Annotated in this window: 20 protein-coding genes and 3 tRNA genes; 8 read left to right on the top strand and 15 right to left on the bottom strand. The window is 63.4% G+C overall.

Features of this window, described 5'->3' with window-relative positions; translation table 11 throughout:
• Nucleotides 1–213 (bottom strand): GTP-binding protein (locus AB4136_RS11015; RefSeq protein ID WP_441931236.1); only part of this gene is annotated, 213 nt, incomplete at its 3' end.
• A gap of 357 nt (nt 214–570) precedes the next feature.
• On the opposite strand from AB4136_RS11015, the gene AB4136_RS11010 reads away from it, so the two are divergent.
• Nucleotides 571–801 (top strand): DUF680 domain-containing protein, encoded by a 231-nt coding sequence (locus tag AB4136_RS11010; protein ID WP_024926512.1) that lies wholly within the window; start codon nt 571–573, stop codon nt 799–801.
• 96 nt (nt 802–897) lie between these two features.
• Here the strand turns inward: AB4136_RS11010 and AB4136_RS11005 are convergent, their stop codons facing one another.
• The gene (locus tag AB4136_RS11005; protein WP_024926513.1) at nt 898–1,152 is read right to left on the bottom strand and encodes a GlsB/YeaQ/YmgE family stress response membrane protein; all 255 of its coding nucleotides are present in this window, start codon (nt 1,150–1,152) and stop codon (nt 898–900) included.
• A gap of 134 nt (nt 1,153–1,286) precedes the next feature.
• On the opposite strand from AB4136_RS11005, the gene AB4136_RS11000 reads away from it, so the two are divergent.
• Nucleotides 1,287–1,730, top strand: a complete 444-nt coding sequence (locus AB4136_RS11000; RefSeq protein WP_024926514.1) for a YidB family protein — start codon at nt 1,287–1,289, stop codon at nt 1,728–1,730.
• A gap of 89 nt (nt 1,731–1,819) precedes the next feature.
• On the opposite strand, the gene AB4136_RS10995 is transcribed toward AB4136_RS11000, so the two are convergent.
• Both AB4136_RS10995 and AB4136_RS10990 read right to left on the bottom strand, forming a co-directional pair.
• On the bottom strand, nt 1,820–3,157 hold the full coding sequence (locus AB4136_RS10995) for a sensor histidine kinase (protein ID WP_307420660.1): 1,338 nt from the start codon (nt 3,155–3,157) through the stop codon (nt 1,820–1,822).
• A gap of 131 nt (nt 3,158–3,288) precedes the next feature.
• A complete protein-coding gene (locus AB4136_RS10990) occupies nt 3,289–3,963 on the bottom strand; it encodes a response regulator transcription factor (RefSeq protein WP_024926516.1) in 675 nt (224 codons plus the stop codon).
• Between the two features lie 275 nt (nt 3,964–4,238).
• Between AB4136_RS10990 and AB4136_RS10985 the strand changes: the two genes are divergently transcribed.
• Nucleotides 4,239–4,862, top strand: a complete 624-nt coding sequence (locus AB4136_RS10985; RefSeq protein ID WP_024926517.1) for a class I SAM-dependent methyltransferase — start codon at nt 4,239–4,241, stop codon at nt 4,860–4,862.
• Between the two features lie 259 nt (nt 4,863–5,121).
• Here the strand turns inward: AB4136_RS10985 and AB4136_RS10980 are convergent.
• A tRNA-Gly gene (locus tag AB4136_RS10980) sits at nt 5,122–5,195 on the bottom strand.
• A gap of 122 nt (nt 5,196–5,317) precedes the next feature.
• Nucleotides 5,318–5,402, bottom strand: a tRNA-Tyr gene (locus AB4136_RS10975).
• A gap of 210 nt (nt 5,403–5,612) precedes the next feature.
• Between AB4136_RS10975 and AB4136_RS10970 the strand changes: the two genes are divergently transcribed.
• Nucleotides 5,613–6,461, top strand: coding sequence for a TrmH family RNA methyltransferase (locus tag AB4136_RS10970; protein ID WP_024926518.1), 849 nt, complete (start codon nt 5,613–5,615; stop codon nt 6,459–6,461).
• A 346-nt stretch (nt 6,462–6,807) separates the two neighbouring features.
• Here AB4136_RS10970 and AB4136_RS10965 read toward each other — a convergent pair whose 3' ends face one another.
• The 3 genes from AB4136_RS10965 to gcl all read right to left on the bottom strand — a co-directional run bounded on the left by AB4136_RS10965 (nt 6,808) and on the right by gcl (nt 10,399).
• A complete protein-coding gene (locus AB4136_RS10965) occupies nt 6,808–7,692 on the bottom strand; it encodes a 2-hydroxy-3-oxopropionate reductase (RefSeq protein WP_024926519.1) in 885 nt (294 codons plus the stop codon).
• Between the two features lie 82 nt (nt 7,693–7,774).
• A complete protein-coding gene (gene otnI, locus AB4136_RS10960) occupies nt 7,775–8,572 on the bottom strand; it encodes a 2-oxo-tetronate isomerase (protein ID WP_024926520.1) in 798 nt (265 codons plus the stop codon).
• 45 nt (nt 8,573–8,617) lie between these two features.
• Nucleotides 8,618–10,399, bottom strand: coding sequence for a glyoxylate carboligase (gene gcl / locus AB4136_RS10955; RefSeq protein ID WP_024926521.1), 1,782 nt, complete (start codon nt 10,397–10,399; stop codon nt 8,618–8,620).
• Nucleotides 10,400–10,611: 212 nt separating this feature from the next.
• Here gcl and bhcR point away from each other — a divergent pair, with 212 nt between their 5' ends.
• Nucleotides 10,612–11,433 carry an HTH-type transcriptional regulator BhcR gene (gene bhcR, locus AB4136_RS10950; protein ID WP_024926522.1) on the top strand — a complete coding sequence of 274 codons (822 nt, stop codon included), beginning with the start codon at nt 10,612–10,614 and terminating at the stop codon, nt 11,431–11,433.
• A gap of 9 nt (nt 11,434–11,442) precedes the next feature.
• Here the strand turns inward: bhcR and AB4136_RS10945 are convergent, their stop codons facing one another.
• Nucleotides 11,443–11,610: a hypothetical protein gene (locus AB4136_RS10945; protein WP_162835315.1), complete on the bottom strand. Its 168-nt coding sequence runs from the start codon at nt 11,608–11,610 to the stop codon at nt 11,443–11,445.
• A 162-nt stretch (nt 11,611–11,772) separates the two neighbouring features.
• Here AB4136_RS10945 and AB4136_RS10940 point away from each other — a divergent pair.
• A tRNA-Thr gene (locus tag AB4136_RS10940) sits at nt 11,773–11,848 on the top strand.
• A gap of 220 nt (nt 11,849–12,068) precedes the next feature.
• Here AB4136_RS10940 and AB4136_RS10935 read toward each other — a convergent pair.
• Nucleotides 12,069–12,218, bottom strand: coding sequence for a hypothetical protein (locus tag AB4136_RS10935; protein ID WP_162835314.1), 150 nt, complete (start codon nt 12,216–12,218; stop codon nt 12,069–12,071).
• Nucleotides 12,219–12,461: 243 nt separating this feature from the next.
• Here AB4136_RS10935 and AB4136_RS10930 point away from each other — a divergent pair, with 243 nt between their 5' ends.
• The gene (locus AB4136_RS10930; protein WP_024926523.1) at nt 12,462–13,235 is read left to right on the top strand and encodes an NAD kinase; all 774 of its coding nucleotides are present in this window, start codon (nt 12,462–12,464) and stop codon (nt 13,233–13,235) included.
• Between the two features lie 193 nt (nt 13,236–13,428).
• Nucleotides 13,429–14,949 carry a DEAD/DEAH box helicase gene (locus AB4136_RS10925; protein WP_024926524.1) on the top strand — a complete coding sequence of 507 codons (1,521 nt, stop codon included), beginning with the start codon at nt 13,429–13,431 and terminating at the stop codon, nt 14,947–14,949.
• A gap of 96 nt (nt 14,950–15,045) precedes the next feature.
• Here the strand turns inward: AB4136_RS10925 and AB4136_RS10920 are convergent, their stop codons facing one another.
• From AB4136_RS10920 to AB4136_RS10905, 4 genes are all read right to left on the bottom strand, one after another.
• The gene (locus AB4136_RS10920) at nt 15,046–15,693 is read right to left on the bottom strand and encodes an OmpA family protein (RefSeq protein ID WP_024926525.1); all 648 of its coding nucleotides are present in this window, start codon (nt 15,691–15,693) and stop codon (nt 15,046–15,048) included.
• Nucleotides 15,694–15,862: 169 nt separating this feature from the next.
• A complete protein-coding gene (locus tag AB4136_RS10915) occupies nt 15,863–16,231 on the bottom strand; it encodes a GFA family protein (protein WP_024926526.1) in 369 nt (122 codons plus the stop codon).
• Between the two features lie 72 nt (nt 16,232–16,303).
• On the bottom strand, nt 16,304–17,848 hold the full coding sequence (gene mctP / locus AB4136_RS10910; RefSeq protein WP_024926527.1) for a monocarboxylate uptake permease MctP: 1,545 nt from the start codon (nt 17,846–17,848) through the stop codon (nt 16,304–16,306).
• On the bottom strand, nt 17,848–18,015 hold the full coding sequence (locus AB4136_RS10905; RefSeq protein ID WP_161773076.1) for a DUF3311 domain-containing protein: 168 nt from the start codon (nt 18,013–18,015) through the stop codon (nt 17,848–17,850). The genes mctP and AB4136_RS10905 overlap by 1 nt, the downstream gene beginning before the upstream one ends.
• Between the last annotated feature and the right edge of the window lie 108 nt (nt 18,016–18,123).

Raw genomic sequence — 18,123 nt, 5'->3', positions numbered from 1 at the left:
GTGGCGGGCCGGCGTCTCGTATTCGACGTGCGCCGTCGAGATCGTGATGCCGCGCGCCTTCTCTTCCGGAGCCGCGTCAATCTGGTCGTACGGGCGGTATTCGCCAAAATACTTCGTGATCGCCRCCGTCAGCGACGTCTTGCCGTGGTCAACGTGACCAATCGTGCCAATGTTCACATGAGGCTTCGTACGCTCGAATTTACCTTTTGCCATAGTCTCTTTCCTTGGACGGCCTGGACCTACGTTCAGTCGGATGCGCGGCGATTAGCGACAAAGGTCCAAAAACACAAGCCTCTTGTGGCCGGCGTCCGGACCCCGTCTGGATGCCGCCAGCGACGTGGGCAGGTTCAGTGCTGTGGATTTCCGTACATGTAGGAATTTTCACCTAGCGCGCAAGGGTATGTCGTCCCCTTGCGAAACCTGCCGAAACGCTCACAGCCAACCAACGATCTCGTGACCGGGCGCGAGGTTCTTGTGATTGGAAGCGCTGCCGACCCCGCCCCATCTCCGTCTTACCGAACGGTGCGATCCATCCGGGTGCAGCCGTTGTCTGGCAAAAAGGAGTATCCCATGAAGAAGATCGTCCTCATCGCCGCTGCCCTTGTCGTTGCGGCCTCCGGCAGCGCCTTCGCCGCGAACCAGAAGCCGCGTCCGCACAAACAGCAGGCCGTCGAGCAGGTCGACACCTCGACGACCGCGTCCACCAGCCAGATGTATGCCACGCCGCGCGTTTCGCCGACCGACAGGGATCCGTTTAAGATACCGGATGCCGGTTACGGACAGGGCATCTGGGGCAACTGACGATTGCCCAAAAACGCTCGGTGCAAATCGAGAAAGCGCGCCGCGGACCATGCCCGCGGCGCCCGAAACGCTTCGGAATTGACGGCGGCTACAGCGTCAGGCGCTGCGGCCACTGATGGCGTGATATGCCCACAACACAACGACAGCGCCGATCACGGCCACGATCAGGCTGTAGATATTGAGGCCGGTGACCCCCGCCGCGCCGAACGCGCTGAAGATGACGCCGCCGACGACCGCGCCGACAACGCCGAGCACGATATCCATCAGGAAGCCCTGACCACTCTTATTGACGATCTTGCTGCCGATGAAACCGGCGACCACGCCGAGGATAATCCAGCTGATGATTCCCATTGCGTTGCTCCATTCGCCCCCAGGCACCGAGACATTTCCATAGGACGCGGCAAAGCTCAAGCTGGCCTTGAATTTCGGCGGCGGACGGGCAATTGTCAGGGCGGGCCGGGTAACGTTCACAACGGAGATCCACGATGGGACTGTTCGACAACGCCGTTCCGGGCGGCAATATCACCAAGCCCCTGATGATCGCATTGGGCGCCCTGCTGGTCGGGAAAATGCTCAGCGGCGGCGGCTCTTCCTCACAGCAACAGGCTGCCCCCGCCCCGGCGGGCGGCGCCTCCGACGGCGGGCTGCTCGGCGGGCTTGGCGGCTTGCTCGACAAGCTGAAGGACGCCGGGCACGGCCAGACCGCCGATTCCTGGGTCGGCACCGGGCAGAACCAGTCGATCAACGCCAATGATCTCGGCCAGGCGCTGGGGCCGCAGGTCATCAAAGAGATCGCCGCCCGCACCGGCATGGACGAGCAGGAATTGCTGAAACAATTGTCCACCGCCCTGCCGGGCGTCGTCGACAAGCTCACCCCGAACGGTCAGGTGCCGTCGCGCAACCAGCTGGAATCTCTGTTCGGCAACTGAGGCCGGACAATTCTTGACCATTGAAACGGGCGCTACGGCGCCCGTATTTCGTCCGGATCGCGAAGCCGGCATTCCGCCGGTGCTTCTCGCTAACTATCGCTTTGACGTTCCGGGCACCTGGAAACTGGCGGGAAAATCATGCGCAGGCAGGCTCCCTTCGCCAGAGCGTCGGCTACCATCACGCGCCCGCCATGCAGTTCGACGATCGCCTTGACGAGGTTGAGGCCCAGGCCGGTCCCCTGACCGTGTGGCTGCAATCTGTGGAACGGCTCGAATACCCGCTCGCGATCGTTTGACGGAATGCCGGCGCCTTGATCACGCACTTCGATTGTCGCTGGAGCCGATATCTGCACTGTAATGGTGCCGCGTCTGCCGCCATAGTCGATGGCGTTTTGCAGCAAGTTGGTCAGCGCCCGTTCCAATGCAAGCTGGTCGCCCGAAACGACGGCGTGTTCGATATCGGTGTGGAACTCCATCTCATAGCCCGCCGAAAAGCCGAGCGGGCCCATGTCGAGCAGGACCTGCCGACCGATAGCGACGAGATCGACAGGCGCGAAACGGTCGGCCTGCTTGTCGAGGCGCTGCAGGTCGAGGAGTTGTTCGGTCAGGGTCGCCAATCGCGCAACATCTTCGCCCAGCCGCGCCTTTTCCGAACCGGTCGGCAGGGCCGCGACGCGCATGCTCAAAATGGCGACCGGCGTGCGCAGTTCATGTGCGGCATCCGCCAGGAAACGCTGGTGGCGTTCATAGCCCTCGTCGAGCCTGCCCAGCGCATCGTTGATGGCCTTGATCAGGGCGAGCACCTCCGAGGGGGCGTTGTCCACTGAAAGGCGCGTGGCGTGGCGGTCGATATCGATGCTTGCAGCCTGTTTTGCCGCATCGCTCAGCCCGGCAAGCGCACCACGCACCACAATCGGGGTGGCAACAAGAACGCCGACCGCGATGATGATCATGATCGGCACGACGAGCTTCAGAAACACCAGCGAAATGCCTAAGACGATTATGTGCGCAGGCGCCGCCGCTGCCGAGCCGGTCATGATCTGGACCTCGCCGGCGGCCGTGTCGATCCAGCGAACCCGTGCCGTCGGCAGATCGGCCGGGTCCCATATGTTCCAGCCAAGCCTTGCCTGGCCGATATCGTCGAGCGCATCGCCGATGGCGCTGAATTGCGGCGGAACGACGCCTTCGACAAGGCGATCACCCCGCCGGTCGTGAATGACAAACCACAAATCGGGTATCGCGGTTCGCAGAGCGATGATGTCGGCCGTTTGCCGCAGTTTCAGCGCGCCGCCGGGCGCGCGTTCCACAGCGGGGCCGAGAATTTCGATGGTGTTGTCGGGGGATTTGAAGTCGAAGAGATTGCCCGACCAGAAAAGCACGGCCATGACCGCAAGCAAGATGGTTGCCTGCAGTGTCAGCAAGCGCACGATCAATTGTCGCTTCAGCGTGCGGACCGGTCTCGCGGATCGGCCGCTTTGCCGCCTGATCTGCCGCCCGATATGACCGGAGATGTTTTCCTTAATGCCTTGTATGGCGCTTGGAATTCGCTCGGCAGTGATCATGGAACTTCTCGCAGCACATAACCGACGCCGCGGATGCCATTGACGACAACGCCCGCCTCGGCGTCGAGCAGCTTGCGGCGCAGACGGGAGATGTGGGTGTCCAGAGTGTTGGCCTGGATATCGTCGTCCAGGCCGAATACCGCCTCCATCAATGCCGGGCGGGGCACCATGCGCCCCATGCGGCGCATCAGGGCCTCCAGCACCAAAAGCTCACGGCGCGGCAAATCCAGCGGCATGCCGTCGACGCGCACGTCGCGCTGGTCGACGTCGAGCGTCAGCCGCCCAAGCCCGAGCGTGTCGGGCTGAACGTGACCCGGTCGCCTGAGGACGGCGCGCAACCGGGCCAGCAATTCCTCCAGGGCGAAGGGCTTGGCCAGGTAGTCGTCGGCGCCGCCGTCCAGGCCGGCGATGCGTTCGGCGAGGTTGCCGCGCGCCGTCAGCACGATAACCGGCATGGTCTTGCCATGCCCCCTGAGCAACGGAATGAGGGAGAGGCCGTCGCCGTCGGGCAGGCGCCTGTCGAGCAGGACGGCGCCGTGAACGCCTGCCATGGCTATGTCCATCGCCTGTGCGACGGTCAGTGCACGGTCGACGATCATGTCGTGTTTCTTCAGCGCCGCGCAAAGGGCCGAGGCGAATTCCGGCTCATCCTCCACCAAAAGCAGCCGCATGATTGTCCTTCTCAAAGCCGCTTGGTGGACCCGATCGCCAAGGCGCGGCCCCAACAATCATGGATCGACTGCTTGCCGGCAGCGCGCTTGTGACCGCGGCGCAAGATGGTGCCTGGAGCGTCGGCTCGCTCGGGCAAACCGCCAAAACATCCCGAGAAGCTCCTGGCCCGTAAGCCCTGAACCTTGCGGCAACATGACGTCGCCGTGCAATGCAGATGCCAGAGCGGCTTGCGACGAGGGTCTGGAACCCCCTCAGACCCGCAGAGCCGATCACCATGTTTCAGTCCGACATCATCACCTTTCTTCGCGCCTGGCTTACCGCACCCTTGCGCGTCGCCGCCGTCGCGCCATCCAGCCCGGCCTTGGCCAGGCTGATGACCAAGGAACTCACCTCAGGGAGCGGACCGGTTATCGAATTAGGGCCGGGCACCGGCGCTTTCACCCGCGCCCTCATTGCCTGCGGGTTGCAGCAGCGCGATCTGACGCTCATCGAATATGGCGCGGAGTTCGCCACGCTGCTCCAGCACCGTTTCCCCGACGCGCGCGTCGTGAACATGGATGCCGCCGATCTCGGCAGGGCCGGCCTGTTCTCGCGGCCCGACGTCGGCGCCGTCATCAGCGGCCTGCCGCTTCTGTCGATGCCCACCCACAAGGTCATCGCCATCCTTTCCGGCGCCTTTACCTATCTGAAGCCTGGCGGTGCCTTTTATCAATTCACCTACGGTCCGCGCTGCCCCGTACCCGACCGCATCCTCAAACCGCTCAATCTAAGGGCGGTGCATATCGGCCGCACCCTCCGCAACATCCCACCGGCGGCCGTCTACCGGATTGAACGCTGCGCCCAGGCAAATGACCTTGGACAGAAGGTGTTGCGGGCCGTTGCGGATAGCCGCGGCTGACATTTCCGCCAGACCGATCCGAACCGTTCCGTCGCCTGGCAAAAACAGAGCCAGGCGCCACGCGCCGAGACATATCCTCCCGCTCAGCATTTGTTCAAAACACCGTCATTGCGCAGCGATATCTCCACGACAACAGCCTAAAGGAAATCGCGCCGCAGCGGCTGCAAGGTCGAATCTCAGGCAGTGGTACGTCCGTGAAACGGCAGTGACCAGCTCAGCGAGCCAAATCGCAAAATAGCGCTGATTTCCATGGGAGATTTGGAGCGGGTGAAGGGAATCGAACCCTCGTATTCAGCTTGGAAGGCTGCTGCTCTACCATTGAGCTACACCCGCGCCGCGTCCGCATCCATAGATGAGATGGCGGCGTTCTAAAAGCCCGTTCCGCGAGAAATTTCGTCGCTGCGCCGCAGTCGGGCGCGGCGTGGTCGTCAAGCGAAATTCCTTAAAGGAAAGAGTGGTGGGAGAAGTAGGACTCGAACCTACGAAGGCGTAGCCAGCGGATTTACAGTCCGCCCCCTTTGCCGCTCGGGACATTCTCCCGTAACCGTTGCCATGCTCCGTTGAAGGAGCCGGCCTGCCCGATACCGGGCCGGAAACCGGGTGCCTTATGGCGGCTGGTACCTTATGTGTCAACCGCACTGTGATTGTTTTTCATGGCAAGTTTTGGCTTGCGCATCTGTCTTGTGCAGTTAGCCGGCCGAACACCATCGAAATATGGGCAAAGGCCGCCACTACCGCTATAGAGGCCCCATGACAGACGATAAGAAAACCGGCACCGCCAAAGACACGCACTACGCCAAGCTGCGGCGCGCGCATCGCGACGAAAAGAGCGGCGGCGCGCCCGCCTTCCGGCCGCGTCCTAAGGTCGGGCCCGGTGAAGCCGCGGCCAACGGGCTGGTCAGGCTCTACGGGCTGCACACGGTGCGCGCCGCGCTCGACAATCCCGGCCGCCGCATCCGCTCCATGCTGGTGACACGCAACGCGCTGGAGCGGCTGGGCATCGCCGACATCGCCGCCCTGCCCTTCAAGGCCGAACTGGTCGAGCCGCGCGAGATCGACAAGGTGACCGGCTCCGACGCCGTGCACCAGGGCGTGCTGATCGAGGCCGAGCCGCTCAAGCCGAAGCGGCTCGATGCGCTTGGCGACACCAGGCTGGTGCTGGTGCTCGACCAGGTGACCGACCCGCACAATGTCGGCGCTATACTGCGCTCGGCCGTGGCCTTCGGCGCCGGCGCGCTGATCACCACCGCGCGCCACAGCCCGCAGGAAAGCGGCGTTTTGGCCAAATCCGCCTCCGGCGCGCTGGAGCATATCGACCATATCGAGGTGAAGAACCTGGCCGACGCCATCGGCGAACTGCACGCGGCCGGTTTCCAGACGATCGGCCTCGATTCGGACGGAGCGGCGGAGCTCGAAAAAACTTTCTCGGGCGAGAAGATCGCGCTGGTGCTGGGCGCGGAAGGAAAAGGCCTGCGCCAGAAGACCCGCGAGACGGTGACGGCGCTGGCCAGGCTCGACATGCCGGGCGTCATCCGCTCGCTCAATGTCTCCAACGCGGCGGCGGTTGCGCTCTACGCGGTGCGGCGCTTTCTCGGCTGAGCAAACATCGCCTCGCCAAAAAGAATGCCCTCGCGTTGGGAAACGAGGGCAAGGGCTTGCGCCTGAACGGAAATCGGCTGCGAGCATCTGGCGGCCTGATTGGCGGCACGCCGATACCGCATCGAGATCGGTTTGATCCACCTCGCCCGCCGCAAGGCAAAACGAGGTGGATCAAGAGGCGGTCCGCCACTCCCAAGGTGAACCGCAATCGGGAACCCTGCTCTCCTGCACCGCCGGGGGCACCGTCTCCCCCAGGCACGACCCAAGGCAGGGAGACGTATTGCGGCGGACCTCAAAACGGAGCGCACCCGAGAAGGATGCGCTCAGGGGAGAGGTTCCCTTAGTCCTAAGCCACCTCGTGGCCGGCCATGCGCTCCAGCGCCTTGACGAGGCCGGAGTGGTCGTCCCTGGCGTCGCCATTGGCCGCGCAGGAATTGAACAGCTGCTGCGTGGTCGATGTGTTCGGAAGCGCGACGCCGAGCGACTTCGCGCCCTCCAGCGCCAAGTTCAGGTCCTTCTGGTGCAGTTCGATGCGGAAGCCCGGCGCGAAGGTGCGCTTGACCATGCGATCGCCATGCACTTCGAGGATGCGCGAATTGGCGAGCCCGCCCATCAGCGCCTGCCGCACCCTGGCCGGATCGGCACCGGCCTTGGAGGCGAACACCAGCGCTTCGGCGACGGCCTCGATGGTCAGCGCGACGATGATCTGGTTGGCCACCTTGGCGGTCTGACCGGAGCCGTTCGGGCCGACCAGCGTGATGTTTTTGCCCAGCCGCTCGAAGATCGGCTTGGCGCGCTCGAACGAGGCTTCCTCCCCGCCAACCATGATGGCAAGCGAAGCAGCCTTGGCGCCGACTTCGCCACCCGACACCGGCGCATCGAGATAATCGGCACCCGTCGTCTTGACCTTGGCGGCGAATTCCTTGGTGAAGATCGGCGAGATCGAGCTCATGTCGACAACGAGCTTGCCCTTCGACAAGCCTTCGGCGACGCCCTTGGCGCTGAACAGAACCTCCTCGACCTGCGGCGTGTCGGGAACCATCACGATGATGATGTCGGCCGCGCGCGCCACCGCGTCATTGCCGGTGACGACCTTGATGCCCTTGGCCGAAAGCTCGGCCGACGGCTTGGCGAAGTGATCGGTCGTGACCACTTCGTAGCCCGCGTCGAGCAGGTGTCCCGCCATCGGCGCGCCCATGATGCCGAGGCCGATGAAACCGATCTTTTCCATTGTCATTTTCCTTTCGATGTCGGTCGTTCTCGCGGCTGTCAGGCTCGCGCCGTGCCAGCGAGGGGAATATCCGTGAACCCGGTCAGGCCGCTGCGCTGCCCTTGCCGGCGAATGGCTTGAACCAGCCGAGGCCTGCCTCGGTGCCGGCCTTCGGCTTGTATTCAGCGCCGATCCAGCCCGAATAGCCGATGCGGTCGATGTGGTCGTAGAGGAAGGGATAGTTGATCTCGCCCGTCCCCGGCTCGTTGCGTCCGGGATTGTCCGCCAGCTGGATATGCGCGATGCGGCCGAGATTGGCCTCGATGGTCCGGGCGAGATCCCCCTCCATGACCTGCATGTGGTAGATGTCGTATTGCAGATAGAGGTTCTTCGAATTGACGCGCGCGATGATGTCGAGCGCCTGTCTGGTGTTGGTCAGGAAGAAGCCCGGAATGTCGTGCGTGTTGATCGGTTCGATCAAAAGCTTGATGCCGGCCTGCTCCAGCTTCTCGGCGGCGAAGCCGAGGTTTTCGACAAAAACGTTCTCCAGTGCCTGGGAAGCGACGCCAGCCGGGGCGATGCCGGCCAGGCAGTTTATCTGCTCGCAGCCCAGCGCATGGGCGTAGGTGATGGCCTTGGCCACGCCCTGGCGGAATTCGTGGATGCGCTCGGGGAGAACGGCGATGCCGCGCTCGCCCTTGGCCCAGTCGCCCGGCGGCAGGTTGAACAGGACCTGGGTCAGGCCGTTCTTCTTCAGGCGCGCGGCGACCGCCTCCGGCGCATGGTCATAAGGGGCGATGTATTCGACACCCTTGAAGCCGGCGCGAGCCGCCGCATCGAAGCGATCGAGGAATTCGTGCTCGTTGAAGAGCATCGAAAGATTGGCTGAAAACCGTGGCATAGCGGAACTTCCTTGGAATTTGAGTCAACGCGTTGAGAAACTGATTCAATCGAGCAGCACGATCGCGGTGGGGGCGTCTTCGTTCTTCTCGGCGAGGTCCTCGAACTCGGTGATGTTGTTGATCTCGGTGCCCATGGAGATGTTGGTGACACGCTCCAGGATGAATTCCAGCACGACCGGAACCTGATGTTCCTGCATCAGCCGCTCCGCCTCCTTGAAGGCGCCGGCGAATTCTTCCGGTTTCGAGACACGAACCGCCTTGCAGCCCATCGCCTCTGCAACCGCGACATGGTCGACGCCGTAGCCCGCCTGCGGATCATCCTTCCTGTTCTGGTTTTCGAAGGCAAGCGAGACCTCGAAGTCCATCTGGAAGCCGCGCTGTGCCTGGCGAATAAGGCCGAGATAGGCGTTGTTCACGACGACGTGGATGTAGGGCAGCTTGTGCTGGGCACCGGCGGCCAGCTCCTCGATCATGAACTGGAAGTCGTAGTCGCCCGACAGCGCGACGATATAGGCGTCGGGGTTGGCAGCGCGGACGCCAAGGGCCGCGGGCAAAGTCCAGCCGAGCGGGCCGGCCTGGCCGCAATTGATCCAGTTGCGCGGCTTGTAGACATGCAAGAACTGCGCGCCAGCGATCTGGCTGAGCCCGATCGTGGTGACGTAGGTGGTGTCGCGCGGGAACGCCTTGTTCATCTCCTCGTAGACGCGCTGCGGCTTCAGCGGCACCTGGTCGAAATGCGTCTTGCGCTTCATGGTCTTCTTGCGAGCCTGGCATTCCTTCGCCCAGCCCGACCAGTCGCGCAGCTTGCCGGCCGTCTTCCACTCGGTGGCGACGTCGAGCAGCGCTTTCAGCGCCGCGCCCGCATCGGAGACCAGGCCAAGGTCCGGCGCGAAGACGCGGCCGATCTGGGTCGGTTCGATGTCGATGTGGATGAACTTCTTGCCCTTGGTGTAGACATCGACCGAGCCGGTGTGGCGATTGGCCCAGCGATTGCCGATGCCGAAGACGAAATCGGCCTCCAGCATGGTCGCGTTGCCGTAGCGGCGCGAGGTCTGCAGGCCGCACATGCCGGCCATCAGGCGGTGATCGTCCGGGATCGCGCCCCAGCCCATCAGCGTGGGTACGACCGGAACGCCGGTGATCTCGGCGAATTCGATGAGCAGGTCGGAAGCGTCGGCGTTGATGATGCCGCCACCGGCGACGATCAGCGGCTTCTCGGCCTTGTTCAGCATGGCCAGCGCCTTTTCGGCCTGGCCGCGGGTCAGGGCCGGCTTGGCGACCGTCATCGGTTCATAGGCGTCGATGTCGAACTCGATCTCTGCAAGCTGAACGTCGATCGGCAAGTCGACCAGGACCGGGCCCGGACGGCCCGTACGCATCAAATAAAACGCCTTCTGCAGCGTCATCGGAACCAGATAAGGCTCCATGACGGTGACCGCCCATTTGGCGACGGGTGCTGCGATCGCCGCGATGTCGACGGCCTGGAAATCTTCCTTGGTGAGGCGGGCACGCGGCGCCTGGCCGGTGATGCAAAGGATCGGAATGGAATCCGCCGAAGCCGAATAGAGGCCGGTGATCATGTCGGTGCCGGCCGGGCCGGAGGTGCCGATGCACAGGCCGATATTGCCTGATTTGGCGCGGGTGTAGCCTTCCGCCATATGCGAGGCGGCCTCGACGTGGCGGGCCAGCACATGGCGAATGGTGCCCCTCGCTTTCAGCGCCGAATAGAACGGATTGATGGCGGCGCCGGGCACGCCGAAACCGCAGGAGATCCCCTCCTTCTCGAGAACGAGAACAGCCGCATCGACGGCGCGCATCCTGGCCATGTGTAAGCCCTCCAAACCGAGTGATGTTCGAATGACCGGAGTCTGCCAGCGCCGAGGCTATTTTTCAATTTTTCCAGAATATTTTTTCATTTTTCAATTTCTTCGACTACTAATTGTTTCTAAACGATTATTCGTTTTCCAGATAATTATCCTCGCCACGATATGAAAAACTTTTTTATTGAAGTTCGGCCGATAACGGTGACAATGCCGGCATGGAACCGACCGAAAAACGCCAGCGCGGCCGTCCGCGCGCCTTCAATGCCCCGTCGGATGCGGCGCAGGTGCAATCCCTGGACCGCGCGCTGCGCATCCTCGCCATCGTCGCGGAAGGCAGCGGCCTGTCGCTCTCCGAGATCGCCAATGCGTCGGGTATCGCCGCCTCCACCGCCTATCGCATGCTGACCACGCTGGAGGCGCATGGCATGGTCGAGTTCGACAAGAGCGACCAGCTCTGGTCGATCGGGGTCGAGACCTATCGCATGGGCGCCGCCTTCCTGCGTCGCCGCAAGCTGGTCGACCGCGCCCGCATCGTCATGCAGGAATTGATGGAAAGGACCGGCGAAACCGCCAATCTCGGTCTTGCCGAGGATGATTGCGTGGTTTTCGTCAGCCAGGTCGAGACGCATCAGGCGATCCGCGCCTTCTTCAGGCCGGGCACGCGCAGCCCGTTCCATGCGTCGGGTATCGGCAAGGCGGTGCTGGCCTATCTCGACGGCGACCGCGTCGCCGCCATCAGCCGCAAGGCCGGGCTCGAGGCCTTCACCGGCAAGACCTTGTCCACCCTGCCCGCGCTGGCGCTCGACCTGAAGACGATCCGCGAACGCGGCTGGTCGGTCGACGACGAAGAGCGCAACCTCGGCATGCGTTGCGTCGCGGCCGCCATTTTCAACGAGTTCGGCGAGCCGGTCGGCGGTGTTTCAGTGTCGGGACCGACCGCTCGGGTCACGCCGGACCGCCTGGCCGAGATCGGCCCCCTGGTGCGCGACGCGGCGGCGGAGGTGACCAAGATGATCGGCGGCAGCGCGCCGGACTGACCGTCGTCCTCAGCCAATGCCGGTGACGTGGCGCAGCCAGAATGCCAGGACGATGAAACCGATGACGAAGCTGACGCCGGTCCAGTCGACATTCGCCCCCTTGACGGCGTTGTACAGCTTCATGACCAGCACCCACACGGCCAGCACGATCAGGACGACAAAGACGATCCGGAGCATCACCAATCCCCGCGCAACGACGCCCACGAGGAGCGCCACCAAAGGATATAGGCATGGAGCCCGCCGATTTCATGCCGGTGGCGGCAAATGCCCAAATCTCGACACGCGCGGCGTCGACAAATATCTTTACTGGAACGGCAAATATGCTAACCGGAGCGCCGTGCCCTTGTAGCTCAGCTGGTAGAGCAGCGGTTTTGTAAACCGAAGGTCGGCGGTTCGATCCCGTCCGGGGGCACCATTTTCTCTATCTCACGCGAGTTCGCTTCGCTCACCGCTCCGATGGGGCGGCCTGTTGGGCCGACGGACAGTCGTCCTTGCGAATCCCGCGGGTTCGATCCTGCGCCGGAGAGGTGCGCCATTCCCGATCCCACTTCAGCTTGTTTCGCTTGCCGCTCCGATGGAGCGACGGGCTACCGCCCTCGCGAATCCCGTGGTTTCGACCCTTCCCGACTGCCTTTTCAGCGCTTGTTCAGGCACGGCATCAGGATGCCGCTGCATTTCGAGACGACGGGTTCATTCATCTGGTCCGAAGCCCTGACGACGATTGAGAACATGACGGCAAACGAGCCGAGCATCAGGAACAGGATCATCAGGCGTGACAAGGGCAAAGCGCAGCTCTCGAAAATGTGGCCCCCGCCTCCCGATTGCTGTCCTTAGCATGACCAAAGCAAATTTCCGAAAAATTAAGACAGGTTTTAACCATGTTTTCGGCAGGGTCGCGATGCCGCGGTTCTGGTCCGGGAGCGGCAACATCGTCACCACCGCCCGCGTCACACCCTTTGCAGGCACGCATCACGCATGCTACCCCGCGACGGGCGATGCCGAGGATCACCAATCGCCAGCCGGGGACCATGACGAACACCGCAAGCCGCCTCGCCTTCGTTTCCTCCGACACCGACGACGCCAAGGCAGCGCTCGAGCGGCTGTCAGCCCGTTATGGCCAGGCTCCGGTGGACGAAGCCGATACGATCGTGGCGCTGGGCGGCGACGGCTTCCTGTTGCAGACGCTGCGCGACACGATGAGCACGGGCAAGCGCGTCTTCGGCATGAACCGCGGCACGATCGGCTTCCTGATGAACGAGTTCCGTGAGAAGAACTTGCCCGAACGCATCGCGAAGGCCGTGCCCGAAACCATCCGCCCGCTCGAAATGGTGGCGACCGGCGCCGATGGCGAGACCGTCTCGGCGCTTGCCATCAACGAGGTGGCGCTGTGGCGCCAGTCCTATCAGACCGCCAAGATCCGGATCGCGGTGGACGACCATGTCAGGCTGGAGGAATTGAGCTGCGACGGCGTCATGATCGCCACGCCGGCCGGCTCGACCGCCTATAATCTCTCCGCCCACGGCCCCATCCTGCCGCTCGACGCGCCGCTGCTCGCGCTGACGCCGGTGAGCCCGTTCCGGCCGCGGCGCTGGCGCGGCGCGCTGCTCTCCAACCGGGCGACGGTGCGCTTCGACATCCTCGAGGCGGAAAAACGTCCGGTGAACGCCGCCGCCGACCACACGGAAGTGAAGGCGGTGACCTCGGTGACGGTGCGGGAATCGCTGACCGCGACCGCCACTTTGCTGTTCGATCCCAACCATTCCTGGGACGAGCGCATTCTCGCCGAACAATTCCGCTATTGAGCGTCCTGCCCGCCTTGACGGCGTGCTTCGCGGCCCCACATTAAGGTTGACCCACGCAATCGCGCGGTTTCCGGCCCGTTTGTGTTGACAAAACGCGGACTTGCGCCTATCGCCGTGCAGCATATCGCAGACGCGGGGCGTCTGCCGCGACGGAAGCCGCCGCGCTCCCAATACAAGCCAAAGACAGCAAAACTTGTCCTCAGACACCCAGACCGCTCAAGAAGCGTTGCTTTTTTCCGACCTCGGCCTCTCGCCAAAGGTCCTCTCTGCCGTCACCGATGCCGGATACACACAGCCGACGCCAATCCAGGCCGGCGCGATCCCGCACGCGCTGACCGGCAAGGACGTGCTCGGCATCGCCCAGACCGGTACCGGCAAGACCGCTTCCTTCGTGTTGCCGATGCTGACGCGCCTGGAAAAGGGCCGCGCCCGGGCCCGCATGCCGCGCACGCTCATCCTGGAGCCGACGCGCGAACTCGCCGCGCAGGTCGAAGAGAATTTCGTCAAATACGGCAAGAACCATAAACTCAACATCGCGCTTCTCATCGGCGGCGTCTCGTTCGACGAGCAGGACAAGAAGCTGGAGCGCGGTGCCGACGTTCTCATCGCCACGCCTGGCCGCCTGCTTGACCATCGTGAGCGCGGGAAGCTGCTTCTGAATGGTGTCGAGATCCTCGTCATCGACGAGGCCGACCGCATGCTCGACATGGGCTTCATCCCCGACATCGAGCGCATCTGCGAGATGATCCCGTTCACCCGCCAGACGCTGTTCTTCTCGGCGACGATGCCGCCCGAGATCACAAAGCTGACGGAAAAGTTCCTGCACGCGCCGGTCCGCGTCGAGGTTGCCAAGGCCGCCACGACCGCCGACACCGTGACCCAGCGCCTGGTCAAGTCCGGCTCGAAGCCGTGGGACAAACGCGAGGTGCTGCGCGATCTGATCCGGCAGGAAGAAGACGGCTTGAAGAACGCCATCATCTTCTGCAACCGCAAGGTCGAGGTTTCGGAGCTGTTCCGCTCGCTGGTGAAATACGATTTCAATGCCGGTGCGCTGCATGGCGACATGGACCAGCGCGCCCGCATGACCATGCTGTCCAACTTCCGCGACGGCAAGCTGAAGCTGCTGGTCGCCTCGGACGTCGCGGCGCGCGGTCTCGACATCCCCGATGTCAGCCACGTCTTCAACTACGATGTGCCGATCCATGCCGAGGACTACGTCCACCGCATCGGCCGCACCGGCCGTGCCGGCCGTTCCGGCAAGTCCTTCACCATCGTGACCAAGTCGGACGGGAAATATGTCGACGCGATCGAGAAGCTGATCGGCAAACAGATCGAATGGCATGACGGCGACATGTCGACCCTCGTCGTCAAGGAAGACGATAGCGAAACGCCGCGCCGCGGCCGTGGCGCGCCGCGCCGCGCCGGCCGCAAGGATGGCGACGACCGCCGCAAGGGCAAGCGCGACGACAAGCGCGCCGCCAACGAGAACACCGAAGAACAGGCCGTGGCGGATGCGCCGGCTGTCGAAAATGACGAGCGCCGCGCGCGCAAGGATGCGATCCGCACCGAGAACGCCGGCCGCAAGGAACAGCGGCCCGACCCCCGGCCGCAGCGCGACCAGCGTCCGCATCGCCGCCGCGAGGAAGAGAACGACGCCACCGTTGGTTTCGGCGACGACATGCCGGCTTTCATGAAGATCGTGGCGAAGGTCTGATCGCGCCGCTACGAAAACCGGCTCAAGCCCCACCATCGAGACAGACAAAAACGGCCCCGAAACGGGGCCGTTTTTGTATGCGTGAATCGCCCTGCCTCAGGTGAGCGGCGAGAGCTGGATTTCGACGCGGCGGTTCTGCGCGCGGCCGGCAGGGGTGTTGTTGGGCGCAACCGGGCGCGTCGCACCGAAACCGGTGACGGCGAAGCGCCGGGAATCGACACCCTGCGCCGACAGGTAGTTCGCGACCGAAAGCGCGCGACGCTGCGACAGGTCGAAATTGTGCTGGGCGCCACCGGTGGAATCGGTGTGGCCGAACACGTCGACTGTCGTCTGGTTGTACTTCTTGAGCACCAGGGCCACCGAATTCAGCACCGGATAGAAGGTCGCCTTCACCGCGTCCTGGTCGGTGTTGAACGTCACGTCGGACGGCATGTTGAGGATGATCTGGTTGCCGGCGCGGGTGACGGAGACGCCGGTGCCCTCCAGCTGCTGGCGCAGCGCATTCTCGTTCTGATCCATCACCGAGCCGATGGCACCGCCGGCCAGCGCGCCGATGCCGGCGCCGATCAAGGCATTGCGACGGTCGTTACCGCCGGCCAAGGTGCCAAGTGCTGCACCCGCGAGACCGCCGAGAACGGCGCCGCCCGCGGTGTTGGAAACCTTCTGCTCGCCCGTATACGGATCGGTGGTGCAGGCGCTGGCCAGCACGGCAACGGCCACCAGGCTGAGCACTGTCTTCTTCATGGGATACCCCTCTCCAAGCTGCGGCCGCGACTCGCCGGCCGGGCCACTGATTAGACGCGCTTCTAGCACGAATTGCGGCGAAAACCGGAACACCAAATGGCAAGCACCGGGGATTTGCCCGGCGCTTCGGCCAATTTTTCGATGAGGGGAAAAAACGATCTTCGGCCCGTCACCAGAGATTTTTGCCATCGATCACGACCACCTCGACCTCGTCGAGGTCGAAATCGTCGAACAGGCGTGCGTTGACGCTGATCTTGGGGTTGTCGAAGTCAGGCTCTCCGGTCGACCAGTCCGGCGTCTGGGTGAAGGTGCCGCAACCGCAGACGGCGCAGAAGCCGTGTTTGATGGTCTTGGAACCCCAGCGATAGAAGCTCACGTTCTGCGGCGCGCTGGTCAGCTTGAACTGGTCCGGGGTGTAGTAGGCCCAGAGCGCGCCGCGCTTGGAACAGAAGGAACAGGTGCACTGCGTCACCGTCCCGGGCGCATCCGACACTTCGAATGTCGTGGCCTTGCAGTGACAGCTTCCCTTGACGATCATCATGTCTCTCCTTCCGTGGCGCGGCAACCAGGCCGCAACACACCATAGAGGGGCCCTCCTGACAACTTAACGTCAGGAGGCCGCCCGGGCGTCCTCGTAGTCGGCGTCGCGCGTCTCGTCCGGCGCGTCGTTGGGCAGGATCAGCGAGAACACCGCGCTGACCGCGATGTTGACCAGCACCGCCAGCAGCCCGGTATAGACCGCGAAACCCGACCAGAGCGGGGTGAGCGGAGTCAGCGCGTAGGAGAACGCTATCCAGGTGCCGAGCACCATTCCGGCGATCCAGCCCATCAAAAGGGCCCAGCCGCCGAACCAGCGCGTGTAGAGACCGAAGATCAGCGCCGGGAAAATCTGGATCATCCAGACGCCGCCGAGCAATTGCAGGTCGATGGCGAATTTGGTCGGCATGAAAATGATCACCGCCAGCGCGCCGATCTTGACGATGAGCGACACCAGCTTGGCAAGGAAGGCTTCGCGGCGCGCCGACAGGTCCGGCTCGACAAAGGGCTTCCAGACATTGCGGGTGAAGGTGTTGGCGGCGCCGATCGACATCACCGCAGCCGGCACCAGCGCACCGATGGCGATGGCAGCGAAAACGAAGCCGGCGAACCAGGCCGGGAATTGCTTGAGGAACAGCTGGGGCACGACCTGCTGGGCATTGTCGACCTTGATGCCTGCCGCATGGCCCATCAGCCCGAGCAGCGCGATGAGGCCGAGGATCAGCGAATAGGCCGGCAGGGCGATGGCGTTGCGGCGGATCGCCTTCGGGCCGGAGGCCGAGAGCACGCCGGTCATCGAATGCGGATACATGAACAGCGCCATCGCCGAACCCAGCGCAAGGGTGATGAACGGCCAGATCTGTTGCGGCTGCAGGATAAGGCCTGTCGCGGCCGGTTTGCCTGCGGCAATGGCGGCGTCGTTTTTCGCCTGGAAGACGGTCGCGGCCGCGTCGAAGATCGCGCCATAGCCGCCAAGCTGTATCGGGATGATGATCACGGCTGCGATGACGAAGACGTAGATCATCACGTCCTTGACGACGGCGATCATCGCCGGCGCCCGCAACCCGCTCTTGTAGGTGTAGAGGGCGAGGATGACGAAGGCGATGGTGAGCGGCAGGTGCGACAATATCCCCTGCCCGGAGAAGCCGAGCGCCTGGATGACGATCTCCATGCCGACGAGTTGCAGCGCGATATAGGGCATGGTGGCGAGCAGGCCGGTGAAAGCGACGGCCAGCTCAAGCCATTTGTTGCCGTAGCGGCCGAGTATGTAGTCGGCGCCAGTCAGATAACCGCGCCGGTGGGTGACATTCCACAAGCGCGGCATGGTGAGGAAGATGAACGGATAGATGAGGATCGTGTAGGGCACGGCGAAGAAGCCGTAGGCACCGACGGCGTAGACGAGGGCCGGCACCGCGATCACCGTATAGGCGGTGTAGAGGTCGCCGCCGAGCAGGAACCAGGTGATCCAGGAACCGAAGCGGCGCCCGCCCAGACCCCATTCGTGCAACTGGTCGAGGTCGCCGGCTTTCCAGCGCGAGGCGACAAAGCCGAGGATGGTGACCAGGGCGAAGAAGAAGACGAAAACGATGGTCGCCGGCCAGTTGAGATTGTCGATCATCACCGGCCCACCCTGGATGCGAGGTAGATGAACAGTGATGAGACCGGGATCAGGACCAGCAGGAACCAGTAGAAGAACGGGAACCCGAACAGTCTCGGATCGACCGCGTTATAAAACGGCGCAATGACCGCCAATATGCAGGGAATGAGAAGCAAGACGTAACGCACTGGCGCCTCCTCGGTGCCCATTGGGCACGCTCGCCGTAAGCGACAGTGCTGTCGGAACCAGGATCGGTCCGACAGATTTCGCTCCCAATTTCGCCGAGTCCCCCATCG

Origin of the sequence: Mesorhizobium sp. 2RAF21 (assembly GCF_052115345.1) — a bacterium.
GTDB classification, from domain to species: domain Bacteria; phylum Pseudomonadota; class Alphaproteobacteria; order Rhizobiales; family Rhizobiaceae; genus Mesorhizobium; species Mesorhizobium terrae.
This window is presented reverse-complemented; position numbering and strand designations above follow the sequence as displayed.